Below are 20840 nucleotides of genomic sequence, written 5' to 3' on the forward strand. Positions count from 1 at the left end.
TGTAGACAAACTATTATTGGAATGATAGACCTCAATAGTGAAAAGACGCTTTGACTGTTTCGTATAAAAGCATCGATTTTTTTCTTCTTTTCTCTGCTTTTTGCAACAAACACTGCTTCCTTTGCAACAAAACAAATAGTACTATTGCTAAATAGGCAGACTTGCTATGCTTATCTCAGAAGGAGGAGCACATGAAACTCAATATTATCTGGAATAACCAAAAGGGAAAAGACTGCATCGACATTATTAGTCATCCCATCAATCATGAAATAGTGACCCGTTGGCAAAGTCAGTGGATGCAAGCTGCGACCTTGCAAGCCATTCAACCATCCAATCAGCGAACTCTGCTGGTAGCTTTGCAGGAGATAGAAGCGATTGAAACCATGGGACATATGAGCAAAATTCACATGCTTTCTGGCGATGTTCTTTGGCTGCAAAAGAAATTAAAGGAACTTACCTATCTGGAAGCATCCGGCTTTTATCGCATTAATAATTCAACCATTCTAAATATTCAGCAGATCTCTGCATTCTCGGCTGGCCAGCATGCCCGGCTAGAAGTATTCACAAAAAATCAGCAAACATATATTGTCAGTCGTCATTATGCCAAACTAGTTAAGGAGCAATTACAATGATCAAACACTTAAAAAATAATTTTATGCAGGCTGCATTTGGCAGCACTGTTTGGATCGCTTTTCTCACGTTGGTTTTCACTAATCAACCAACCGTGCCCGTCTCCTTTATTTGGCGCTTGTTAGCCATTGGCAGTTTATTTGGATTAGTTTTTGGTGTTGTTTATCCATACTTATGGGAGTATTCCATTTTCAAAGCACGAACAACTATTTTGCTTAGCACTCTTTTTAATACGCTTTGCGGCTTCGCCGTTGTTTATCTTTATTCTGTCGAGCTATTTAGCCAAATCCGATCATTTTTCTTCCCTGTCTTGCTGCTTACTTTGATTGGTCATTTGATTGGCTTTTATTTCTATTCTAACTATACCAACCGTAAATTAGCAGCTGCTTTAAATAGCACAAAAAAATAGATTCCTCTACTTCTGTTATAAGTAGAGGAATCTATTCTAAACACTTAAACCCTTCTCACAAAAGGATTACCTATTGCTGCTAAAGAATTTTAGATAAACTAATTCATCAAGAGCGGAACCAAAAAGACAATCGCAAGACCTAAAAACCAACCACCTAAAATATCAGTGAAATAATGAATACCCAAATATACTCGACTAAAGCCAATTAGAAAACTTATGATTAGAGCGGGAATAACCAACCACCAAAATTCACCCGCATATAAATAACCATTAAGAAATAATCCCATGTAAAAAGCCGCTGCTGTAGAAGCGTGTCCGCTAGGAAAGCTATGATCTTGCTCTTCCACTAAGCGATTTTCTCTGGGGCGTTCACGTTTGAAAATTCGCTTAATTATATAAGTAAGTCCAGTCGTTAGCATAATGGTAATCCCTACATTTAAGGCGACCGTTTCCCGGGTTCGTGTAAAAAGAACCAGCAATAAACAAAGAAAAATAGTGGGTAAAGCTTTTCCAAGTTTGGTAAAGAAAAGAAACATCCGAGTCAATCCATCTTGCCTTTGTGCAATTACCTTTCTAGAAAAAGAAATATCTGCTAGTTGGATTTTTTTACCCTGCACCAAAATAAGGATAAGAAAAAAAATGATTAATGAGCCGACAGCTAACCACAGCATAGTAAACTCCCCCTGTTTTGTTTCTCACTTTCATCTTACCACAATACGTTATCCTTGTTTTACCAAATAAAGTTTCTCTTTTTTACTTAAAAAAATTTTTGAACTTAGCCCATATAATCTTTACGTCGCAATAATATGACGCCAATGACTGTAACGATTACTGCCAATAAAACCACGCCTAATGATCCTAAAATTGAGTCCTTCCAAAGTAATCCCCCCGTATTAATTCCCCACAAGCTGAAAATTAATGTTGGAATGGATATAATTAACGCTGCCGAATCCAAATATTTCATCAGGTGATTTAACGTATTATCCATTAACGCTGAAACCATGCCGCTAGTTGAATCAACCAAGCCTCGATACAAATGAACCAGTTTTTCTACCCTCCGACAGCTAATCCGGACATCGTTCAATACATCTTTAGAAATCTGATTGATAATCTGTTCGTTTTCTAAAAGATGATCCGTTGTCTGCTTCTGATCATCTAGAGTATGCTCCAGGTAAACGAGATTTTTTTCAATATCTCGCAGCAGGATTAAATTCTCTTTTTCTGTACTATTTTTTGATACATCATTCACTTCGTCAATCATTCGTTTTTGTTTATTTAATGCGACTAAATAATTGTGATAGGTGTAAAGGAGATAGGAAATAATAAATGGAGCTACTTCACCTTCACACTCCTCAAACATCCGTTGGATCTTCAATCGTTCAAAGTTTCCAGAAGACACCGTAATTATCAGCTCATCGGAGAATAAAAAAGAGATCGGCAGCAATGCGCCCTCCACCGAATTGGAAGCATCTTTTTCAACCTGATAGCTGACCAATACCAGACTGACACAGCTCCCCAGCTCATTTGATGAAAGTGTTTCTGCTCTTGAGACCTCTTCCGTAAAAGGATGCAACGTAAAAATATCTTTTGGCAAATCGAACTGGACCGTGTATTGCTGAATTTGTTCTTCCGTTGGTTCAATAATAGACAGCCAGGTTCGCGATTTTCCACCTGTGTTGATAACCTTTTTTTCTAACATAATTTTACTCCTTTGCAAGCCGTTGGTGTAAAATCATTATACGCTACAATTGCCAGAACAATGGGCTATAAGGCTTTTAACCCCAAAAACCAGCAGAAGAAATGCTGGCAAAGTCTTTTTTGTTTGTCCGATTCTAGACAAGTATTTATTCCCTACTGAATGTTCTTTAGGAAAAATTGTTTGATCTCCGTTGCAGTTTGCAAACCGAATAGTTCTTGCCGATACTCTTCCTTCAGCATACAGTTATAAAAAGCTTGCACTGCTGTCTGGTGAAGATAATTATCAACTGGTGCAATCATCAGCAGAACCTTAGCAGAGAGTTTATTCGAAAATCGTACTGGGTAATCCAGCTTTAGCAAACTAAATCCCAGCTCATTTACGCCATCATTAAAGCCAGCATGAGGAATTGCTACACCTGGAGCGATGACAAAATAGGGGAACCGTTCATCATATTTTTCAATAATCTTATCAACAAAGGCTTGTTCAATAAAACGACTCTTAAGCAAAGGTTCAGCAACACATTGAATTGCTTCATTAAATGAAAATTGCCGCTTCGATACCTTAATCCGTTCCTCTGGTAATAAACGATGGAATTTTGAATCCAAGATTAACTGTTCTTGTTTCTTTGGCAAATTGAAATACTCATTCAATCGGCTTCTCAGTTTCTCTTCATCCGGCAAACGAACTTCTTTCTTAACTAGGGTTAAAATGTCTTCCACACTTATCCCTTGCTCTCTATTGTAGAGCTCTTTATTAACCATGCGTATTAAACGCTGCCGATCCTCTTGCGTAAGTAAGGGGGACACTACAAAGATTTTCTTAGTCGTTCGTAAATAAATGGTGGAGAAAACAACTTCAATGTCTTCATAAACTAAAGGATTTTCATAAAATTCACGGGCCGAAATATTGCAGACAAAATCAATCATGGGAAAACATTGACCAAGTGTCTGGTAAAGCAAGTTTGAAACAGATACACCATTCTCACATACGACGATTGCTCGAACTCTTTGTTGCTGCTCCATTAAGTATCCTTTAGTTAAAAAACTTTGGAAAATCAATCCAACATAAACCGTTTCTATCTCAGTAAATTGAATTTGGTAGTAATTTTCAAGGGGACGCAACGCTTGTTTGGCCATGGGAAAAACAGCTTGATATTCCTTAATTATTGGTTCGATGTCATGATCTTCATAAGGAATTCCATACTTTATTCGATAGATAGCTGGACCAAGATGCTGATAAAGCATTTGTTTCAGTCGTTTTCGATCTTCGAAAAAGATTACTGACCGTCTTTCGAAGCGTTCAATTACCGCATCAATCACTTCCCCTAGCTGGGGCATTTTCTCTCCGCGACTTTTGATAACATTCGCACTTAATAATTGAATGACTAAAAAGGCTTTTTCCTTCTTAGATGCTTCATTGCAAAGATTCGCACCAGCCATTGCTTGAGTAATCCTTTGATAATCTGAGGCAGCTATAATTTGGATAATTGCTTGATATTCTCCAGTTGAAATTTCCTGATAGTTTAAACATCGTACTCTTAACAGAGGGATTAATAAACAAAGCAGCTTCAATTGTCGATTTGAAAATTGTGTGTGCAGCAACCTTTCCAGCTTAAGCAGTTTTTCTTTTTCTTGGTATATTTCAGTCAATTCAATAGTTGTATAGGTTACCAACAATTTTTCCTGCGCTTTTCCGTCAATCAATAAATGGAGCTGTCGAATCAGCATAATTCGAATAGCAATCTCTTTCCCTAAAAAATGATAGCCTGTTTTTCTAGAATACCCTACTTGAATATCCTCTTTTACTAGCTGCTCCTTAATTAAGGCCAAATCATTAACGACTGTATTTTTACTTACATGCAACTGATTTGCTAATACGTTCAAGGAAGTGTATTTTTGTGTAAAAATAATCAATGCCATTAAGATTAACCGGGTTTTCCGACTCAATGCATAGAGCTGTTCCGTTTCCACCGAATGCTCCAGTTGCTCTAATTCTTCTAGATCTAAGCTGACCCATAGCCGTTTGTTTTTCCTGACAATCGGCGGGTATCCATGCTCCTCTAACAGCACATTAATTTTCTTTAATATTGTTTCACTTTTTCCTGTATCTAAGACTAGCTTTTTCTGCAAACTACCCAAGCCAATACCTGGTGAACGAACAATTTCAGCTAACATATCAAGTGTTTCATCTTTCATCACGTATCGCCTCCAAAAACAATAACAAGCTGGGATAAAGTCAATAGACTCTATCCTAGCTTATCATTTATCGCACTTCCATATCACTATATCCTTTAGCTAAATAATCATTAACGACTTTTTTTAATAAAAAGGGAGATCGAGGTATCGCATCTATTGTGTCTCCCGCAATATGTGGCGTTAACGTGACATTATCCAATTTTAATAGTGGATCATCAGCCGTAATTGGTTCAGTCCAACTAACATCCAAGGCTGCTCCAGCAATTTTCTTTTCAGCTAATACCTTTATCAAATCGTCTTTGCAAACCAAATCTGCCCGTGCTGTATTAATCAGATAACTGCCAGGCTTCATTAATTTCAAATAATGTTGATTCACCATCTCTTTTGTCTCTTCTGTCACTCGCATATGAAGGGAGATAATATCTGCTTGCTGGAACAATTCTGCAAGGTCTGAAACAAACTTCACAATTAATCCCTCTGATTGAACTCGCTGCTGATCTACAAAGGGATCATAGACGATTACTGGAACCTTTAACCCGTTTAATCTCTCTATGACTTGTTTTCCGATATACCCCACACCTACAATCCCAACCGTTAAGTTAGGCAAAATCGTTTTGTAAGGATCATTGGCAAAACTTTTTTCCCACTTGCCATTCTTGATCGCTGCATGTGCTCGTGCGATATTCCGGGTTTCTGCATACATCAAACCAACCGTGAAATCGGCCACTGGCTCAGCATTGCGAATTACATGTAGAAAGGGCAACTTCAACTCTCTGACTGTCTCTACATGAACATTCTCGATGCCACCTCGACAGGTACCAATCAGCTTGAGCTTTTTCCCCGCTTCAAGCATCGCTTTAGATATTGGTGCATAATGGCAAAATAGATAATCAGCTTCAGGTAAATCCGCTAATATGCCTTCTGGAATTTCTACTGCTTCAGGGCCGCCACGTTCAATTGCCAAAATGTGTTCTTGAAATTCATCTTTACTTAATTCAGAATGCCATTCATATACAACAATATCTAATGCTTGATCTTTAGCAAACGCCATCTCTTTAACTGCTTCAATCAATGTTTCACTTTTAACCAGGGCATCTCCAATTACAACGACTTTCATATCACAAGCTCCTTTATATTTCTTGTTTAGTGTCAAGCTTTTCTGTTTCGTTTAGTTCACCCGCTCGTTCTAGATAGTCTGTAATGCTTTCCTTTTTCGTTTTTACTAGGATAAACAAAAGAACATACACCACAACTGTCAAACCGATAAACAAAGGATTTTGAGTTAAGAAAATCAAGAACAGTGAACCCAAGAAATAATTTCCTAACACAACAAAACTAGCAATCAATAACGCGCCTTCAGGGATAGACACCCCGACACTTTTGGCCACTTCAGTAAATATCGGTGCAACCGCAGTAATGATATATAAATTAACAGATAGAATGATGGTTCCAGAAATCAAGGATTTAAAGATATTCCCTTTCGAAATCGCGATAATCGGTTGAATAATATACGGAATGGCGATTAAATCTACCATTGGCAAGGTCTCATTCCCAGGCAATGCCATAGCCAATATCAAGATAATTGGAATTAACAATAAACCAGTTAGAAGAGTAGCTGGTTCTCCATAACCAGCTGCGTCATTGATAGCCAAATACCATTCTCTGCCTTTGCCAGAACTCTTCGCAGATTTCTTGGTCGCATCGGTAATACTGGTAAATGCTGAAGCAAAGATACCAGCAATTTTTGGAAAAATTGCCATAATAGCAGCTGTTGCTATTCCTACACTAGCAATTTCACCCCAGGCTGCCAGATCGCTCAAGCGCATAAAATTCCCTGCCAAGCCCAGCAGCAAACCTAAAACCAGACCCAGTGTTACTGGTTCACCTAGAAATCCTAAACGTTTTTGAACATTTTCAGGATTCCATTTTATTTTATTCGCCCCAAGCTTATTCAAAATCCAGTCCATTACAATTGCATAAGGAACCTGTGTCACATCATGGGGGGCTGCAATAGTGGTGCCTGGATAGCCATAGTAATTACTCCATCGTTTTGCTAATACCTCAGTGAATAGTAATGTAAATAGATTTGCTAATAGCATTAATCCAATGGATAGGATTAAATTATTTGTTACGATATATAGCATAGAACCCCAAAGCATAAATGAATAGTTATTCCATAAATCAGAAGCCATAAAAATATTGGTAAATTTTAATAAGAATAGAAGTACTTGGACTAACAAGCCAAAACCTAAAAAGATCATTCCTACTTGAGTGGAATAAGCTACTACACTCGTTGCTTGCCACCCCGTATCTAGAATCCGTAGGTTCACTCCTGTATGCTCGACCATTCTATTAACTACTGGCGTAACGATAGGGGTATACGCGCCAATCAGCATATTAAATCCTGTCAAACCAATTCCTGCATTCAACGCAGCTTGAAACGCTCGTTTCGGTTTTACCTTTAAGAACATTGCAATGATAAAAATCACAAATGGAACAACAATCGATGCACCAAAGGCGTCCATAATATTTGATAATACCTGTAACATAATTATCCCCCTTATCCCACTAAATCTTTAGCAGTAGCTAACAACTCTTCGATAAACTCTTCTTCTCCCATCCCGGTTAAAAATCCCACCGCATTAATCGTTGGAATATCATAAGTGCTGATTAACGGACTAGTGTGAACAATCATATCGTATGATCCGCTGCTTAACACTCCATCTACCCCCCCTGGATTCACCTCTACCGTTTTTGCATTGAATCCATTGTCCTCCAACAAATCCTTTACCTTGTTGGCAATCATGGAACTCGTTACAGTCCCTGACCCACACACTGAGACAATATTTAATGTTTTCATTTTACTTCTCCTCCGATACACCCAATTTGTTTACTTAGCAGTTCAAACAGTTCCTTTTCAGTATCTGCCTTCATCAACTGATCCATGGCAGCCTCATTATTAAAAATCTTCATCAATGTTTGCAACAATGATAATTGCATATCGTTTTTACTGAATCCTAAAACAAAAATTAACTCTGGATAGACGAGAACTTTGTCTTCTGGGAAAGTTCCCATTTGGTGAAAAACAATTTTTTCCGCTGGCTTCAAGACATAAATAAAAGGTTCTTTGACAAACAACGCATCTGTATGAGGAATAGCTACTTCAACTGTTTTCGTCGCTAAACCAGTAGGAAAAGAATCTTCTCTCTTTTGAAGCTGCTGCCCATATTCTTTTACAACATATCCTTTGTTGAACAAATGATCAGATATATGCATAAATAGATCTGTCCGACTAGTTGCTTCTACAGATAAATCAATCAGATCTTCTCTCAAAATCTTATTTAAGCTCAAACTCATCCTCCACCTAACTACACTATTTTTGACCGTAAGACTTAAATTTTTCCAGCATGAATGCTACTTCATCATCTTCCAAAATTACTGGTACGCCCACTGATTTTGTTCGCCAATAGACTTCTGCCATTCGTTCTGTTTCTTCAGCAATTGAAAAAGCATTTGGTAAATCGTAGGAAGCTGTTAGCAACCCATGATTAGCTAAAAAGCATGCATAACGATCTTCCATTGCTTGATAAGAATTTTCTGCCAGCTCCCACGTTCCAAAGGATGCATAATCAGCACAACGAATATCCTTGCCACCTGCGATAGCAATATAATAGTTGGACGCTGGCAAATCCCAACGTAACGTAGCCATCGTTGTACTAAATGGTGAGTGTGTATGAACCACAGAACGTATATCTGGTCGTCGCATGTAGTAAATGCGATGCATGTCTAGTTCACTAGATGGCTTGCGCTCGCTGTCAACGACTTCACCAGATAGTTTTGCCACCACCACATCTTCTGGCAAAGTTTCAAAATAATCAATGCCACTTGGACTGATGGCCATTAAATCCAACTCTGGATCATAAATACTGATATTCCCTCCTGTACCCTTAGTTAACCCACTAGTAATCAGTCGTTTACCATACTCTACAATTTGTTTTCTTTGCTGCTCCATCAACACGATTTACTCCCCCTTTGTGTATCCATAGTCTAATAAAAATTCGCATCCTTTTGAATACGTTTTCAGACCAAATATAAACAAATTGCAGTTATTCACTGGTACGTTCTACGTATTTTATGATGAAGTATCTGAAAAAAAGCAGTGAAAAAGACAAATAAAATCGTCTTTCTCACTGCTTTGTGTTTAACAGTTTTACAAAAAATCTTTGCGAATCGGTGTAAAAGTATCGATTAATTCTGATCCAGCTTCTAATGGAATACATCCATGGCGAACCTCGGATTCAAATCGGAGGAAATCGCCAGGACCTACTAAATATTCTTGATTCCCTTCAAAGAATTTGAATTTTCCTTTTACGATATATGTTACCTGTTCTTCAGGATGACTGTGCAAGGTAGTCTCCTCAGCAACTTTCCTAAAACGAACGCGAACAACCATTATTTCCTCACTATGCGTTACTACGCAGCGCTCAGTATTTTCATCTACTTGTTGGAATACTTGATCCTTTTGATAACTAATCATGAGACATCCTCCTAATTTATAATGCCTCCGCCGCAGTTCGCAGCTGCTGAACCCTTTGAGGGACATTGTTTGCTTTCATAATCTCGCTGACTATTGATATACCAGCAATCCCTGAATCAGTCAGCACTGAAAGATTTTCTAAGTTAATCCCGCCAATGGCTACTACTGGCAAAGCCGCTGACTTCGTAATCTCTTTTAACGTAGCAATGGGTGTCAGCTGGGAATCTTTCGTCTGTGTAGGAAAGATTGCTCCGACTCCTAAATAGTCAGCCCCTTCTGCCTGGGCTTCTAGGCTTCGTTCCAATGTCTTAGCTGATACCCCTAGAAACTTATCTGGTCCCAATAAATAGCGGGCTACCGACACAGGAAGCTCGTCATCCCCAATGTGCAATCCATCGGCATCGACAGCTAAACAGATATCTAAGCGATCGTTGATAATCAAAGGAACACGATAGCGTGACGTAACTTCTTTTACCTCTAAAGCTAGCTGATAAAAGTTGTACGTAGATAATTCCTTCTCCCGCAGCTGAACAAGGGTCACTCCATTCTGACAAGCCTCTTCAATGACAGTTAAAAACTGTTCCTCTGTGAAATCATAACGTCCAGTAACTAAATAGAGTGTTAGCAGCTCTTTTTTCATCGTATTATCCCCTTCACTTGTTTGTACCATTCCTGATTCATCAATAGTGACAATTGGTTCAATGTAGCTTGACGAAAATCAGCCAAGCCCTCTGGCACCAGCTCCTTCGCCTTTTCACCGCAGCAATTAAAATAGCTTACTGCTGCTGCAACCGCCGGAAAAGCTTCTAATCCTATCCCTAATAATGCCGCAATTAAAGCCCCCACGATATCTCCAGTTCCGGTAAAACAGTCAAGCTCAGACACACCATTTTGCAGCAAACAATTAGTCGTCTGATTTACAACCACATCTACTGCGCCTGTAGCAAGAAAAGTCGTGTGTGGATACTCACCGGCTAAGACTTCCAGCGCTGCTGTTAATTCTTTTAGCACTGCTTCCGATTGATCCAACGAACTCCCGTCAACTCCTCGTCCATGGCTTTCCAACATACATAATGCCCGCATCTCAGAGATATTCCCCTTCACTACCTCAGGCTGCTTTTTCATTAATTGCAGCGTCAGCTCTGCTCGCAAAGGACTGGCTGCCAAACCAACCACATCAATCACCGTCGACTTATGATTCTCCTCAGCAAAACGGCTGGCTTCTAAAATATTAGCCTCCCGCTGTGGTGAAATATGCCCCAAATTCAACAGCAAGCTGTCTGTCTGCTGGAAAAAGGCCGGAAATTCACGGGCGTCATCAGCCATTACCGGTTTAGCACCGATATACAACAAGGCATTCGCCATTGACTCACAGGTAATTTCATTGGTAATACATTGTACTAAAGGCGACGTTGACAATGGAAACACTGTTTTTACTATTTCAGATAGTTCGTTCATGCTTGATCACTCCTCAAAAATAATTGCTGACATCTTTTAAATACAGGCACCCGATACAAAAGCTTCCATACAAAGTAGGCGACCATTGATCCAATCAAGGTAGCCCCGACAAATCTAGGGGTATAAATCAGCCAATACATTCCCTGCTGACTTCCGGTAAACAAGACCATTACTGGATACGATAGTAACGAACCAATAATTCCCGTTCCGATAATTTCTCCCAAAATAGCTCCGTATAAATTATTGGTCATTCGAAACAACAGTCCAGCTAAAAATGCCCCAAAAACGGCACCTGTTAATGCCAATGGTGGAATTCCAAACAACAACATTCGGATAATTCCACAGCACAGTGCCATCAAGGTTCCATATAAAGGCCCTAGTAATCCCCCTGCCAGCACATTCATCACACTCGACATCGGCGCCATCCCCTCTACTCGGAAAAGTGGCGACAAAACTACATCTAGAGCAATCATCATTGCCAACAACATCATTTTCTGCAGCTTCTCTCTTTGCAACCTTCAACATCCTTCCTTAACTTCAAAAACAAAAAAGACTCCTCACTAAATAGAAGCAAGAGGAGTCTTAAAAAAAGCCCGACCAAATAAATGGACGGGCGAGATTCATGGTTGTACGACATTTCCCTGCGCCAGTTCTAACTGTTTCAGGTTCCATGGGTATAATCTCAGCTTTGCAGCACCCCAAATGTTTCTATTTATGAAATTGTGGTTAAAGTATAGCATAATTTTTTTCATTCTAACAGGTATCTCAGCAGATTTATCCTAAAAGCTGTGCTATCCTTACCACATAGAAAGGAGCTTTTTATGCAAGAGCCAACATTTTCCACAATCCATCATATTGCGATAATTGTTTCTGATTACCAAAAAGCTCGCAACTTTTACGTGAATATTCTGAAGCTTCCCATCTTAAGAGAAAACTATCGAGAGGAACGTCAGGACTATAAATTGGATTTGCAGCTGGCTAATGGTGCTGAATTGGAAATCTTTGCTCTGCAAGGTCCACCAAAACGCCCAAGCTATCCTGAGGCTAGCGGTTTACGTCATTTAGCTTTTAAAACAGATGCCATTGAAGAAACGATCGCTTACTTAGAAAGCTGCGGAGTCGCCTGTGAACCCATCCGCATCGATGCATTTACTGGTGAAAAAATGACCTTCTTCTTCGACCCTGACGGCTTGCCTTTAGAATTACATGAATAAAGTCAGCAAAAGCTGCTGGCCTTATTCGATTTTCTTCCCTAATTCTTTTTCCAAGGAGAGATCATTTACTAAATTTTGGATGACTACTAAAGCCTTTGGCGTAACATATGGGTCCATTACAATAACCGGGAAATCATCAGGGATCCCCTCCACTGACCCCGTAGTAATCAGTCCATCATATTGAAACATTTCTTCATACATTCCATGCTTATGATCGACCACGTTCTCAAAGTATGAAATGTCAAAATTACCATGAACAATTCGTCGGATATGCTTGGCTAAAAACGATTCTTCTGTCGGCGTCAAATCGGATAAGAGCAGGAGTCGAATGGTCTGATCTTGTTCGACCAGCATCTGTAAGCTATCTACTTCTGCTGTCAAAAGCAGATAGATATAATTCATGATAAAATCTTTTTCGCGATACATTTTATATTTATCTACAAAATCCTGAACAATGTTGGACACTCGCTCAATTGGTTTTTGATACATGATCGCTGTCATCTCAAGGAAAGTATCCCGGCTTCGACGCAAAATCGAGATAAATGAACCGGCTTGATCATAGAGATAATGGTCATTCGATAATACGGAAGCCATATTAATTAGCCGCTGCTTGCTCATTTTCCCACCTGACAGCTCGTTAAAGCTTTCAGCCAGCTCATAATGTTTGGCGTACAAATCCTGATAAAGTAAGTTGTCAGACAATGCTAGCTTTCGATGCTCATTACTAAAAACAACCGCATCCGCATATACCAGCCACATACAATCTTGCATAATTTCATCAGTCATTCGTATGTGGAATAACTCATAGGCTGTCTTGCTCAGCGCATCATAGTATTGCTTTGCTGGAACAACAAAACCTGTTTTACGTAACTCTGATGGTGGATACGCATGGCGATTCTTTATACGCCATAAACTGACATAAATCGTATAAATCAGGCGCTTTTGAAAGATATATTTTTTATACAGGTTGTTTTCTTCAATGAACTCAACCACGAACTGCTCGATAGCATTGAATTGGTAATCCTTCAACATAGGCAAAATATTCTCAAAGGCATTTTGCTTTTCGATAAAATAGCGATAATAAAAATGTCTTATGACACTTTCTTTTCCTTCAATCCTTAAAGGACGGTATTGAAGATACATTCCTGCCTTTTCCAGTGTATACTTTACCTTTTTCAAGTAACGTTGTGTATTTGACACACTTAGATACAGTCGTTCTGCTAAAGTTGTGATATTGTCGCATTCCTCATACAGCAACTGCTCAATAATCTGAAATTCCTGCGATCGGATAAGCATATCTGCGTACAAATTACCGATACTAACCCTATCCTTCATCGTTAAACGATAAAGTCCTTTATACTTGTCAATATGAAAATAGCCCAGACGTTCATTGATTATTCTGACATCCTCTAACAATATTGGCAGTGAACAATTCAGTTCACTCAGCAGCTGATCACTGGGCAGTCCATCTCGCTTATAATATAAGAGTTCAACCAATTTTAGCTTCCGTTTATTACCTGTACTAAGAATATCGCGAAAGTCCATTCCTATCTCCCCCTTTTAAATTATCCTGCAATTTGAGAGTATCAGGTTTTTATATTTTTGTAAATTTCACTTGTGTAAAAAGTCTAAATTATTTACCAAACCGCCATTTTTGAAATATTGCATGCCAATCATAATGGAATTCTTGTTATACGAATAAGTGATCATTCAATAAAAACTGAAACAAAAAAATCAGCAGATCCCAGTCTGTTCGATAGCCGGACTCCCTGCGACCATCGAACAAACTAACATCTACTGCTTTAGTTCATTGTATTTTTGTTTACTGCTTTTACTTTTGGAAATTGGATATTTTAGTGCATTCTTAGCTAATTTCTCCGTAATAATCTCATCAATATCAAAATCTAAATTATCAGCTAACATATAAGAATAAATTAGTACATCTGCTAACTCTTCCTTTAAACGTTCAGGTTTTTTGCGTGCCTCCTCGGAGGTTTTCCATTGAAACAGTTCCAATAATTCAGCAGCTTCCAATGAAATAGATAAAGCTAAATCTTTTTCATTGTGAAACTGGCGCCAGTTGCGCTCATCTCGGAACTGATTGACTTTCTCCATACTGGTCATCGATCTTCTCCCTTTCCATGGCTCCTATCACTGATAGGCAATCTGTAAAACTGATTTATCATAGATTCTGCTTGCTTATAAAAAATACCTACCTTGTCCAACCATTCGCTTACATTAATTCTTCTAAAAACCAGCGAGTAACTTCTTCTAACATACCTCGATAATCATTCATCAAATCTTTTAGAAGGATCGTCTCAGTAAAACTACGTGGTAGAAAAACCTCCAGCTGCAATTCTTTTTCACCAACATGTGCCTCCATTACCAGCTCATCATCGGTAGCCTCTTCTAAACGATTACTCAGTTCTTCAAAAAATTTATCTGCTACCTCATCCACTACTTCACTAAATACCTCTTCCAAAATTGCTTGAACCTGCTGAAAAGGAAAGTGAAGCAATTGATTCAAAGTCGGTGAAGAAAGCCGATTTTCGTAATTTACATAGACGAAATCGATAAAATCTTCAGCTTCACCAATACTTTCCAAAAGCTCACGCCCTTGCTGAAGCAGTTCTACACAGGTACTTTCTAATTCTTGAAATAGCTCTTCTCGTTCAGTTAAACGGAAGTTTTTGTTTACTTCAACTGTTAACAGCTCTCCTAATAAGGGTAAGCTGGCTTTTTCAAAGGTTAGTGTTGGTGTTTCATGAACATATAATTGAATCGTGGTCATTCATTTTCCTCCTGCTTGAACCAAGAGAAATCATCTGGTGTTTCACCGTCGTAATAGCGCAGAAAGTCTTTAGCACTCAGTAACGTCTCCTCATCCTCTTCTTCCTCCTGCTCCGCCCGATACGTTTGATACTGCTGTATCAGTTGCCGATACAGTTCCTTTTTCGAATGGCCTTCACCTGTAATAAAAGGCAGCTCCTTTAGATAGCCGGAATACACAGGAATTTCTGCCGCCCATTCAATGGGCAGTTCAATCACGGTTAAATGAAGCTCTTGGAAAATTTCTTCGTACATTTATGCTTCCTCCTGTTCTTTGCACTTTATTCGGTACATACGAGGTGTCATCCCCACTACTTGTTTGAACTTTTTATAAAAGAAGGCTTTGTCCTTATAGCCTAGATGTTCCACAATTTCTTGTACAGACAGATTGGTTTGGGCCAAGTTTTTCTGTGCCAGCAGGAGCCTTTTTTGTAAAACAATCTCAGTAAAGGTCTGCCCAGTTTTCTCCTTTAATAAAGCAGATAGATAATTCGGATGAAAATGGAAATACGCCGCCGTTTCCTCCAGCTTCACGACCCGAATCATCGTATCTATATAAGCTAGCACCTCTTCAATCAGCTGATCATTGGCAACATAATGATCCTTTCTCACGATGGCTTGGTCTGCTCCCTGACTGATCTCAACAATCAACAAAACAAAGGCGGCCTTCGTCACTTTATTATTGAAATAAGACATCTTAACTACCTGCTTCAACAGCAGGAGCGAATAGACATGAACATCGGTCAACTGATCAAAATGAAAAATCAAATAGCGGCTGATCTGCTGGAACTCTTCACTAATCGCTTCAACAAAAAAACGATAGAGCCGCTGTTCTTCGACAAATTGTGTCAACAGGGAATCGGTAAAATAGCTGTCTTTAAAATAGAAGCAAACAACTGCTGTATCCTTACTTTCTCTATAAGTTATTTTCGTACGAGAATTGCTCAAAAACAAATGTCCTGCTTGATAGGTGTGCTCGATACCATCGATTTCTACCTGAGCAGCTCCTTCTAAAATATATAAAATCCGAGTATAGCCTTGCGGAACCTCGATTTCTCCTTGGGAATACTGAGAAACGAACGCCGCAATTTCCCGCTTAGGATTATCAGCAAAGTCAGACACTTCCTTGGCCATTGCTCTATTATCATGCAGGTAACAATCTAAGGTTACTAAAAATTGATAAAACGCCTCATAATGAGCTTCATTGAAATACGCCATGGTTACACCACCTTATAATCAAACACTTTTTACTTTATCTACACTATTTCTCATCGGATCAAAAGACTTTATAATAACTCTATCAGTATAACATGGAATATTTGAATCAAACACTTTTTGGAGGGATTACTTATGAAAATTGGATTTATCGGTGCTGGAAATATGGCTTCTGCGATCGCTCAAGGCGTCGTGGATAACGGCTTTAGTAAAGCAGAGGATTTATATCTTTATGATATTGCAACAGAAAAGGTTCAGGCCTTTTGTGAAAAATTAGGAGCTCATGCTGTAGCTGATCCCCAGGAATTGATCCAAACAGTTGATATGGTCATCCTAGCAGTGAAACCGAATGTAATCAAAGGCGCACTGTTGGAAGCCAAAGAAGAAATTTTGACTAATCAGCCATTGGTTGTTTCAATTGCAGCCGGAACAAGTACAGAAGCTATTTATGACGTATTTGAAACTGATCAGCCAATCCGCATTGTTCGGGTAATGCCGAATGTAAATGCGATGGTGGGTCAAGGGGCTGCTGCTGTTTGCGGGAATCCATATGCCGCGAAGGAAGACGTGGACAAAGTGATTGCTTTGTTCAATGCGATTGGAAAAGCTTGGCCGCTAGATGAACATTATTTCTCTATCTTCACCGCTATTGCCGGCAGTTCACCTGCCTACGCTTTCTTATTCATCGACTCGATTGCTCGAGCAGCGGTGAAGAATGGTATGCCAAAGGACATTGCTCTCGAAATGGCTACCCAGGCAATTCTGGGAAGTGCTGAAATGCTAGCATCCAGTGGAGAAAATCCTTGGACTCTCATCGACCGGGTCAGCTCACCAGGTGGAACAACCGTAGCCGGTATTGTCGAATTAGAAAATAATGCCTTCATTTCAACCGTCATTAAGGGCATTGATGCGACCATCCAAAAAGACCTAGAATTGAATCAAAAATAGACGCAAAGAGGGAATGACTCGGCAATCGAAATTGCTAGTCATTCCCTTTTTAGCTATGAAGGATACGACACTTGCCATTCATCACGTGGACTGTGAATTTACCTAGTAATCAAAGGTTTGAACTGAGAAATTCTGATAATATTCCCCACTGCTTGCCTCAAATTTCAAGACTGTAAAATCCGACAGGCCTTCTCCCTTAGCATAGTAGATTCGATACTCTTCTTTCCAAAACGGACGCTTCTCTTCATCTTTAATCAAGACGTCCATTTCGCCCAAAAGCGACACACCTTCAAAGGTCGTTGGATTACAAACATAAAGGCAAGCTTTTTCGTTTTTAATCCATTGCTGCACCTTGTTGGAAGAAGTATTCGTGTGAAGATAAAAACAGTTTTCTTCTATTTTAATCGGCTGAAGCATGGCTCGAATCATCGGGTAGCCCTCTTCTGTAATGGAACCTAGAAAACAAGTACCCTGTTCTTGCACCAGCTTTTCAATCATTCGTCGCATTTCTGTTTCCTCCATTTTTATTTTGAGGATAGCATGAGACCTGCCGGCTGTACATTACTTACTTTTTTGTGGGTATCTCTTCTAACAATTCTGTGCCTACCTCCTGCATGATCGTTAACGCTGCAAATATTTTCTGCCCTCGTTCTTCTAAAAAGTACGATACCTTAAGAGGATAACCCCCAAAGCTTTGTTTGCCGACAAATTGGTAAGCCTGCAGCTCAGCCAACTGTTCCAGCAGCATTTTTTCGCTAATTCCTTGAATTGCTTGCTTTAACTCTGAAAGAGAGCAGGTCTTTTTGCTTAGCTGCCACAAAATAATCGGCTTCCATTTGCCCTTGATTACATCGTGGGTGATTTCCAAGGGACAAGTGTAATCTTCCCGTATTTTCATGGATTTTCTCCTTTTCCCTATTTCCCTATTTCCCTATTTCCCTATTTCCCTATTTCCCTATTTCCCTATTTCCCTATTTCCCACAATTATTCCAAAATTGCTGCAACAATACAAGTCGGAAAAAAAGAGCATGAACCAGTGTCCACGCTCTTTTGTATTCTACATGTGAATCGGCAATCCTAAACCAACTTCAGTAGCATCCATTACCATTTCTGATAGGGTTGGATGTCCATGAATAGTTAAAGCAATATCCTCCAAGGTTAAGAAGGATTCGATTGCCAAGGTTACTTCGGCAATCAGATCGCTGGCGTTTACTCCAATGATTTGAGCACCTAGAACCAGCTCGGTATCTTTTTCAAAGACTAAGCGAACAAATCCTTCCGTTGCATTCAAGGACAACGCTCGACCATTGGCCTGCATTGGGAAGTTGACAGATTTAGCTTTGATGCCTTGTTCTTTGGCTTCGGCTAAGGTATAACCGACAGTCGCAATTTCTGGATCGGTAAAGCAGATGGACGGAATTGCCCGGTAATCCTTGGCAACGTTTTTGCCGCCGATGACTTCTGCCGCAATCTTCGCTTCATAGCTGGCTTTGTGAGCCAAGGCTAAACCGGGAACAATATCTCCAATTGCAAAAATGTTCTTTTGGGTAGTACGGTATTGTTCATCCACCTTCACTAAATTACGTTCGGTAACTTGAACGCCTGCTTTGTCTAAGCCAAGATCATCCGTGTTTGGTCTGCGGCCAACCGTTACCATAACATAATCGACCTCAACCGTTTCCGTCTTCCCCTTAACCTCAAACTCAACAACCACACTGTTATCTTTTTCAATGGCTCTTTTCGCTTTGGCGCCCGTGTGAACCTGGATACCGTTTTGCTTGAATTTCTTAGTAACCATTTGCTGAATATCTGCTTCGAAATTAGGCAAAATACTTGGGGTGCCTTCAATGATCGTTACTTCTGAGCCAAGGTTGGCATATGCTCCACCTAATTCAGAGCCTACAATTCCGCCGCCGATAATCGCAAAGCGCTTCGGAATTTCTTTCAGATTCAGCCCACCAGTCGAATCCAGAATCCGACCACCAAATTTGAAGCCAGGAATTTCGATGGGACGACTGCCGGTAGCAATAATCGTATGCTTGAAGTCCAGTTTTTCTTTGCCTTTTTTCGTTTCGATCTCAAGGGTATTTTTACCGACAAATCGAGCCCGGCCATCAATCGTTTCTACGCCGTTTTTCTTCAACAGCATCGCCACACCTGTGGTCAAGGTTTTGACGACTTTTTCGTTTTTCCATTTTTGGGTTTTCTCAAAATCCAAGGTTACTTCCTTGGTCTTCAAGCCTAAAAAGTCGGAATGCTGCGCTTCTTGGTAACGGTGACCAGCTGTGATCAGGGCTTTGGATGGAATACATCCGACATTCAAACATACACCGCCGACATGCTCCGCTTCGACAACGGTTACCTTCTGTCCCATTTGTGCGGCGCGAATCGCAGCGACATAGCCGCCAGGACCAGCTCCGATTACTACTGTATCTGTTTTTTTCGTCATAGCTTACTCCTCGTATTCACATAATGTCGTCTTCTTTCCTATAACAATAGGCTCATCGGATTTTCCAGCATCTCTACAATCATGCTCAAGAAAGCTGCCGCTGGTGCGCCGTCAGCGACACGATGGTCAAAGGATAGTGAAAGATTCAAGGCAGAAATGGTCTTCACTTCACCGGAAGCATCTAAAGCAAGCTTGTCGTACATTCCGCCAACTCCTAGAATCGCTACTTCTGGTGCATTGATAATTGGATTGAAGGTCTGAACTTTACTGCGACCTAATGAGCTGACTGTAAAGGTACCGCCGCTCATTTCTTGTGGTAATAACTGACCGTCGCGAGCTTTTTGTGTTACTTCTTTGACGGATTTAGTTAACTCGCTTAGGCCCATACGGCTGGCATTTTTCACCACTGGAACCACTAAACCTTCAGAAACAGCTACTGCTACGCCCATATTTACTTCGTCAAATCGCTGGATACCTTCATCCAAACCATGAGCATTGAATTCAGGGTACGATTTCAGGGCAACCATTGAAGCTTTGATGATAATTTCTAAGAAGGAAATACGGTTACCGGTTTGTTCTTCCACCATCGGTAATAATTGCCCCCGTAATTCTTTCAGCTTCGTCATATCTACTTCTGCATTCATGGTGACATGTGGAATCGTAGTTTTACTGTTAAGCATACGATCTGCAATCACTTTGCGCATACCACTCCATGGAATCAACTCACCACTGCTTGTCTCAGCAGATGCTTCTGGTACTGCTGGTTTTTCTTGATACTTAGCAACATCTTGTGCCTGGATACGGCCTTTTGGACCAGAACCCGCTACTTTTTGTAAATCGATTCCTTTTTCTCGGGCAATTCGACGAGCTGCAGGAGTCGCACGAATATTTTTAGCAGCAACTGGTGCTGCTTCGACAGTCTTTTCTTCAACTTTTTCTGGTTCTACCGCTTTTTCTTCGGCTGGCGCTGATTCTTCAGTGCTGCCTGGCATTTCATCTGGGACTTCTTCTCCCGCTTCACCAATGTAGGCAATCACGGAGTTAACTGGCGCACTTTCATCGTCGCCAATGTATTTCTTCAGTAGAATTCCTTCTTCATAGGCTTCTACTTCGATCGCAATTTTGTCAGTCATGACTTCGAAAATTGCCTCGCCCACCTCAACTGAGTCGCCTTCGTCCTTCAGCCAAGTGGTGATGGTTCCCACGTCCATCGTCGAGCTTAATTTGGGCATTAGTACTTCATGTGCCATCGTTTTT

General features: G+C 40.1%; 25 protein-coding genes and 1 riboswitch. Of the genes, 4 read left to right on the plus strand and 21 right to left on the minus strand.

Annotated features, from left to right (window positions below; all coding sequences use genetic code 11):
* Positions 1-191: 191 nt before the first annotated feature.
* Both IGI49_RS13140 and IGI49_RS13145 read left to right on the plus strand, forming a co-directional pair.
* Entirely contained in the window at positions 192-632 is a 441-nt protein-coding gene (locus tag IGI49_RS13140; protein WP_429964850.1) for a LytTR family DNA-binding domain-containing protein, read from the plus strand.
* Positions 629-1039: a hypothetical protein gene (locus tag IGI49_RS13145; protein WP_429964851.1), complete on the plus strand. Its 411-nt coding sequence runs from the start codon at positions 629-631 to the stop codon at positions 1037-1039. Before IGI49_RS13140 ends, IGI49_RS13145 begins: the two co-directional genes overlap by 4 nt.
* A 98-nt stretch (positions 1040-1137) precedes the next feature.
* Here the strand turns inward: IGI49_RS13145 and IGI49_RS13150 are convergent, their stop codons facing one another.
* The 12 genes from IGI49_RS13150 to thiW all read right to left on the minus strand — a co-directional run bounded on the left by IGI49_RS13150 (position 1138) and on the right by thiW (position 11443).
* Positions 1138-1710 (minus strand): phosphatase PAP2 family protein, encoded by a 573-nt coding sequence (locus IGI49_RS13150; protein ID WP_207700723.1) that lies wholly within the window; start codon positions 1708-1710, stop codon positions 1138-1140.
* Positions 1711-1814: 104 nt separating this feature from the next.
* A complete protein-coding gene (locus IGI49_RS13155) occupies positions 1815-2738 on the minus strand; it encodes a magnesium transporter CorA family protein (RefSeq protein WP_429964852.1) in 924 nt (307 codons plus the stop codon).
* 152 nt (positions 2739-2890) lie between these two features.
* Positions 2891-4933 carry a BglG family transcription antiterminator gene (locus tag IGI49_RS13160; RefSeq protein WP_429964853.1) on the minus strand — a complete coding sequence of 681 codons (2043 nt, stop codon included), beginning with the start codon at positions 4931-4933 and terminating at the stop codon, positions 2891-2893.
* Between the two features lie 67 nt (positions 4934-5000).
* On the minus strand, positions 5001-6050 hold the full coding sequence (locus IGI49_RS13165) for a 2-hydroxyacid dehydrogenase (RefSeq protein ID WP_429964854.1): 1050 nt from the start codon (positions 6048-6050) through the stop codon (positions 5001-5003).
* Between the two features lie 13 nt (positions 6051-6063).
* A complete protein-coding gene (locus IGI49_RS13170) occupies positions 6064-7482 on the minus strand; it encodes a PTS galactitol transporter subunit IIC (protein WP_429964855.1) in 1419 nt (472 codons plus the stop codon).
* Positions 7483-7493: 11 nt separating this feature from the next.
* Entirely contained in the window at positions 7494-7793 is a 300-nt protein-coding gene (locus tag IGI49_RS13175) for a PTS sugar transporter subunit IIB (protein ID WP_207700728.1), read from the minus strand.
* Positions 7790-8284 (minus strand): PTS sugar transporter subunit IIA, encoded by a 495-nt coding sequence (locus tag IGI49_RS13180; RefSeq protein ID WP_429964856.1) that lies wholly within the window; start codon positions 8282-8284, stop codon positions 7790-7792. Before IGI49_RS13180 ends, IGI49_RS13175 begins: the two co-directional genes overlap by 4 nt.
* 22 nt (positions 8285-8306) lie before the next feature.
* Positions 8307-8951 carry an L-fuculose-phosphate aldolase gene (locus IGI49_RS13185; protein ID WP_207700730.1) on the minus strand — a complete coding sequence of 215 codons (645 nt, stop codon included), beginning with the start codon at positions 8949-8951 and terminating at the stop codon, positions 8307-8309.
* Positions 8952-9143: 192 nt separating this feature from the next.
* A complete protein-coding gene (locus IGI49_RS13190; RefSeq protein ID WP_429964857.1) occupies positions 9144-9470 on the minus strand; it encodes a cupin domain-containing protein in 327 nt (108 codons plus the stop codon).
* A gap of 16 nt (positions 9471-9486) precedes the next feature.
* On the minus strand, positions 9487-10110 hold the full coding sequence (thiE, locus tag IGI49_RS13195; protein WP_429964858.1) for a thiamine phosphate synthase: 624 nt from the start codon (positions 10108-10110) through the stop codon (positions 9487-9489).
* On the minus strand, positions 10107-10928 hold the full coding sequence (locus tag IGI49_RS13200; protein WP_429964859.1) for a hydroxyethylthiazole kinase: 822 nt from the start codon (positions 10926-10928) through the stop codon (positions 10107-10109). The genes thiE and IGI49_RS13200 overlap by 4 nt, the downstream gene beginning before the upstream one ends.
* Positions 10925-11443: an energy coupling factor transporter S component ThiW gene (gene thiW / locus IGI49_RS13205; protein WP_429964860.1), complete on the minus strand. Its 519-nt coding sequence runs from the start codon at positions 11441-11443 to the stop codon at positions 10925-10927. Before thiW ends, IGI49_RS13200 begins: the two co-directional genes overlap by 4 nt.
* Positions 11444-11549: 106 nt before the next feature.
* Positions 11550-11639, minus strand: a riboswitch (TPP riboswitch).
* 110 nt (positions 11640-11749) lie between these two features.
* On the opposite strand from thiW, the gene gloA2 reads away from it, so the two are divergent.
* Positions 11750-12142, plus strand: a complete 393-nt coding sequence (gene gloA2 / locus IGI49_RS13210; RefSeq protein WP_429964861.1) for an SMU1112c/YaeR family gloxylase I-like metalloprotein — start codon at positions 11750-11752, stop codon at positions 12140-12142.
* A gap of 21 nt (positions 12143-12163) precedes the next feature.
* Here gloA2 and IGI49_RS13215 read toward each other — a convergent pair whose 3' ends face one another.
* The 5 genes from IGI49_RS13215 to IGI49_RS13235 form a co-directional block, all read right to left on the minus strand.
* The gene (locus IGI49_RS13215; protein ID WP_429964862.1) at positions 12164-13687 is read right to left on the minus strand and encodes a helix-turn-helix domain-containing protein; all 1524 of its coding nucleotides are present in this window, start codon (positions 13685-13687) and stop codon (positions 12164-12166) included.
* 249 nt (positions 13688-13936) lie between these two features.
* Positions 13937-14266, minus strand: a complete 330-nt coding sequence (locus tag IGI49_RS13220; RefSeq protein ID WP_429964863.1) for a nucleotide pyrophosphohydrolase — start codon at positions 14264-14266, stop codon at positions 13937-13939.
* Between the two features lie 109 nt (positions 14267-14375).
* Positions 14376-14933 carry a hypothetical protein gene (locus IGI49_RS13225; protein WP_429964864.1) on the minus strand — a complete coding sequence of 186 codons (558 nt, stop codon included), beginning with the start codon at positions 14931-14933 and terminating at the stop codon, positions 14376-14378.
* Positions 14930-15226, minus strand: a complete 297-nt coding sequence (locus IGI49_RS13230; RefSeq protein WP_429964865.1) for a hypothetical protein — start codon at positions 15224-15226, stop codon at positions 14930-14932. Before IGI49_RS13230 ends, IGI49_RS13225 begins: the two co-directional genes overlap by 4 nt.
* Positions 15227-16189 (minus strand): AraC family transcriptional regulator, encoded by a 963-nt coding sequence (locus tag IGI49_RS13235; RefSeq protein WP_429964866.1) that lies wholly within the window; start codon positions 16187-16189, stop codon positions 15227-15229.
* A gap of 132 nt (positions 16190-16321) precedes the next feature.
* Between IGI49_RS13235 and proC the strand changes: the two genes are divergently transcribed.
* Positions 16322-17134 (plus strand): pyrroline-5-carboxylate reductase, encoded by an 813-nt coding sequence (gene proC, locus IGI49_RS13240; RefSeq protein WP_429964867.1) that lies wholly within the window; start codon positions 16322-16324, stop codon positions 17132-17134.
* 102 nt (positions 17135-17236) lie between these two features.
* On the opposite strand, the gene IGI49_RS13245 is transcribed toward proC, so the two are convergent.
* The 4 genes from IGI49_RS13245 to IGI49_RS13260 all read right to left on the minus strand — a co-directional run bounded on the left by IGI49_RS13245 (position 17237) and on the right by IGI49_RS13260 (position 20833).
* The gene (locus IGI49_RS13245; RefSeq protein ID WP_429964868.1) at positions 17237-17641 is read right to left on the minus strand and encodes a pyridoxamine 5'-phosphate oxidase family protein; all 405 of its coding nucleotides are present in this window, start codon (positions 17639-17641) and stop codon (positions 17237-17239) included.
* Between the two features lie 58 nt (positions 17642-17699).
* A complete protein-coding gene (locus IGI49_RS13250; RefSeq protein ID WP_429964869.1) occupies positions 17700-18032 on the minus strand; it encodes a winged helix-turn-helix transcriptional regulator in 333 nt (110 codons plus the stop codon).
* A 159-nt stretch (positions 18033-18191) separates the two neighbouring features.
* Complete coding sequence (gene lpdA, locus IGI49_RS13255; protein ID WP_429964870.1) at positions 18192-19583, minus strand: dihydrolipoyl dehydrogenase; 1392 nt, start codon at positions 19581-19583, stop codon at positions 18192-18194.
* A gap of 38 nt (positions 19584-19621) precedes the next feature.
* Positions 19622-20833 carry a dihydrolipoamide acetyltransferase family protein gene (locus IGI49_RS13260; RefSeq protein ID WP_429964871.1) on the minus strand — a complete coding sequence of 404 codons (1212 nt, stop codon included), beginning with the start codon at positions 20831-20833 and terminating at the stop codon, positions 19622-19624.
* Between the last annotated feature and the right edge of the window lie 7 nt (positions 20834-20840).

The organism is Enterococcus sp. AZ071 (assembly GCF_050499065.1).
Lineage (GTDB): Bacteria > Bacillota > Bacilli > Lactobacillales > Enterococcaceae > Enterococcus_A > Enterococcus_A ferrettii.

Coding starts and splice junctions, on each gene's coding strand:
- IGI49_RS13245 (WP_429964868.1), bottom strand. CDS start 17,641: ATGCGACGAATGATTGAAAAGCTGGTGCAAGAACAGGGTACTTGTTTT.
- IGI49_RS13215 (WP_429964862.1), bottom strand. CDS start 13,687: ATGGACTTTCGCGATATTCTTAGTACAGGTAATAAACGGAAGCTAAAA.
- IGI49_RS13225 (WP_429964864.1), bottom strand. CDS start 14,933: ATGACCACGATTCAATTATATGTTCATGAAACACCAACACTAACCTTT.
- IGI49_RS13160 (WP_429964853.1), bottom strand. CDS start 4,933: ATGAAAGATGAAACACTTGATATGTTAGCTGAAATTGTTCGTTCACCA.
- IGI49_RS13220 (WP_429964863.1), bottom strand. CDS start 14,266: ATGACCAGTATGGAGAAAGTCAATCAGTTCCGAGATGAGCGCAACTGG.
- IGI49_RS13140 (WP_429964850.1), top strand. CDS start 192: ATGAAACTCAATATTATCTGGAATAACCAAAAGGGAAAAGACTGCATC.
- lpdA (WP_429964870.1), bottom strand. CDS start 19,583: ATGACGAAAAAAACAGATACAGTAGTAATCGGAGCTGGTCCTGGCGGC.
- IGI49_RS13260 (WP_429964871.1), bottom strand. CDS start 20,833: ATGGCACATGAAGTACTAATGCCCAAATTAAGCTCGACGATGGACGTG.
- IGI49_RS13200 (WP_429964859.1), bottom strand. CDS start 10,928: ATGAACGAACTATCTGAAATAGTAAAAACAGTGTTTCCATTGTCAACG.
- IGI49_RS13170 (WP_429964855.1), bottom strand. CDS start 7,482: ATGTTACAGGTATTATCAAATATTATGGACGCCTTTGGTGCATCGATT.
- IGI49_RS13145 (WP_429964851.1), top strand. CDS start 629: ATGATCAAACACTTAAAAAATAATTTTATGCAGGCTGCATTTGGCAGC.
- IGI49_RS13155 (WP_429964852.1), bottom strand. CDS start 2,738: ATGTTAGAAAAAAAGGTTATCAACACAGGTGGAAAATCGCGAACCTGG.
- IGI49_RS13235 (WP_429964866.1), bottom strand. CDS start 16,189: ATGGCGTATTTCAATGAAGCTCATTATGAGGCGTTTTATCAATTTTTA.
- IGI49_RS13190 (WP_429964857.1), bottom strand. CDS start 9,470: ATGATTAGTTATCAAAAGGATCAAGTATTCCAACAAGTAGATGAAAAT.
- IGI49_RS13175 (WP_207700728.1), bottom strand. CDS start 7,793: ATGAAAACATTAAATATTGTCTCAGTGTGTGGGTCAGGGACTGTAACG.
- thiE (WP_429964858.1), bottom strand. CDS start 10,110: ATGAAAAAAGAGCTGCTAACACTCTATTTAGTTACTGGACGTTATGAT.
- IGI49_RS13150 (WP_207700723.1), bottom strand. CDS start 1,710: ATGCTGTGGTTAGCTGTCGGCTCATTAATCATTTTTTTTCTTATCCTT.
- gloA2 (WP_429964861.1), top strand. CDS start 11,750: ATGCAAGAGCCAACATTTTCCACAATCCATCATATTGCGATAATTGTT.
- IGI49_RS13165 (WP_429964854.1), bottom strand. CDS start 6,050: ATGAAAGTCGTTGTAATTGGAGATGCCCTGGTTAAAAGTGAAACATTG.
- IGI49_RS13250 (WP_429964869.1), bottom strand. CDS start 18,032: ATGAAAATACGGGAAGATTACACTTGTCCCTTGGAAATCACCCACGAT.
- IGI49_RS13230 (WP_429964865.1), bottom strand. CDS start 15,226: ATGTACGAAGAAATTTTCCAAGAGCTTCATTTAACCGTGATTGAACTG.
- proC (WP_429964867.1), top strand. CDS start 16,322: ATGAAAATTGGATTTATCGGTGCTGGAAATATGGCTTCTGCGATCGCT.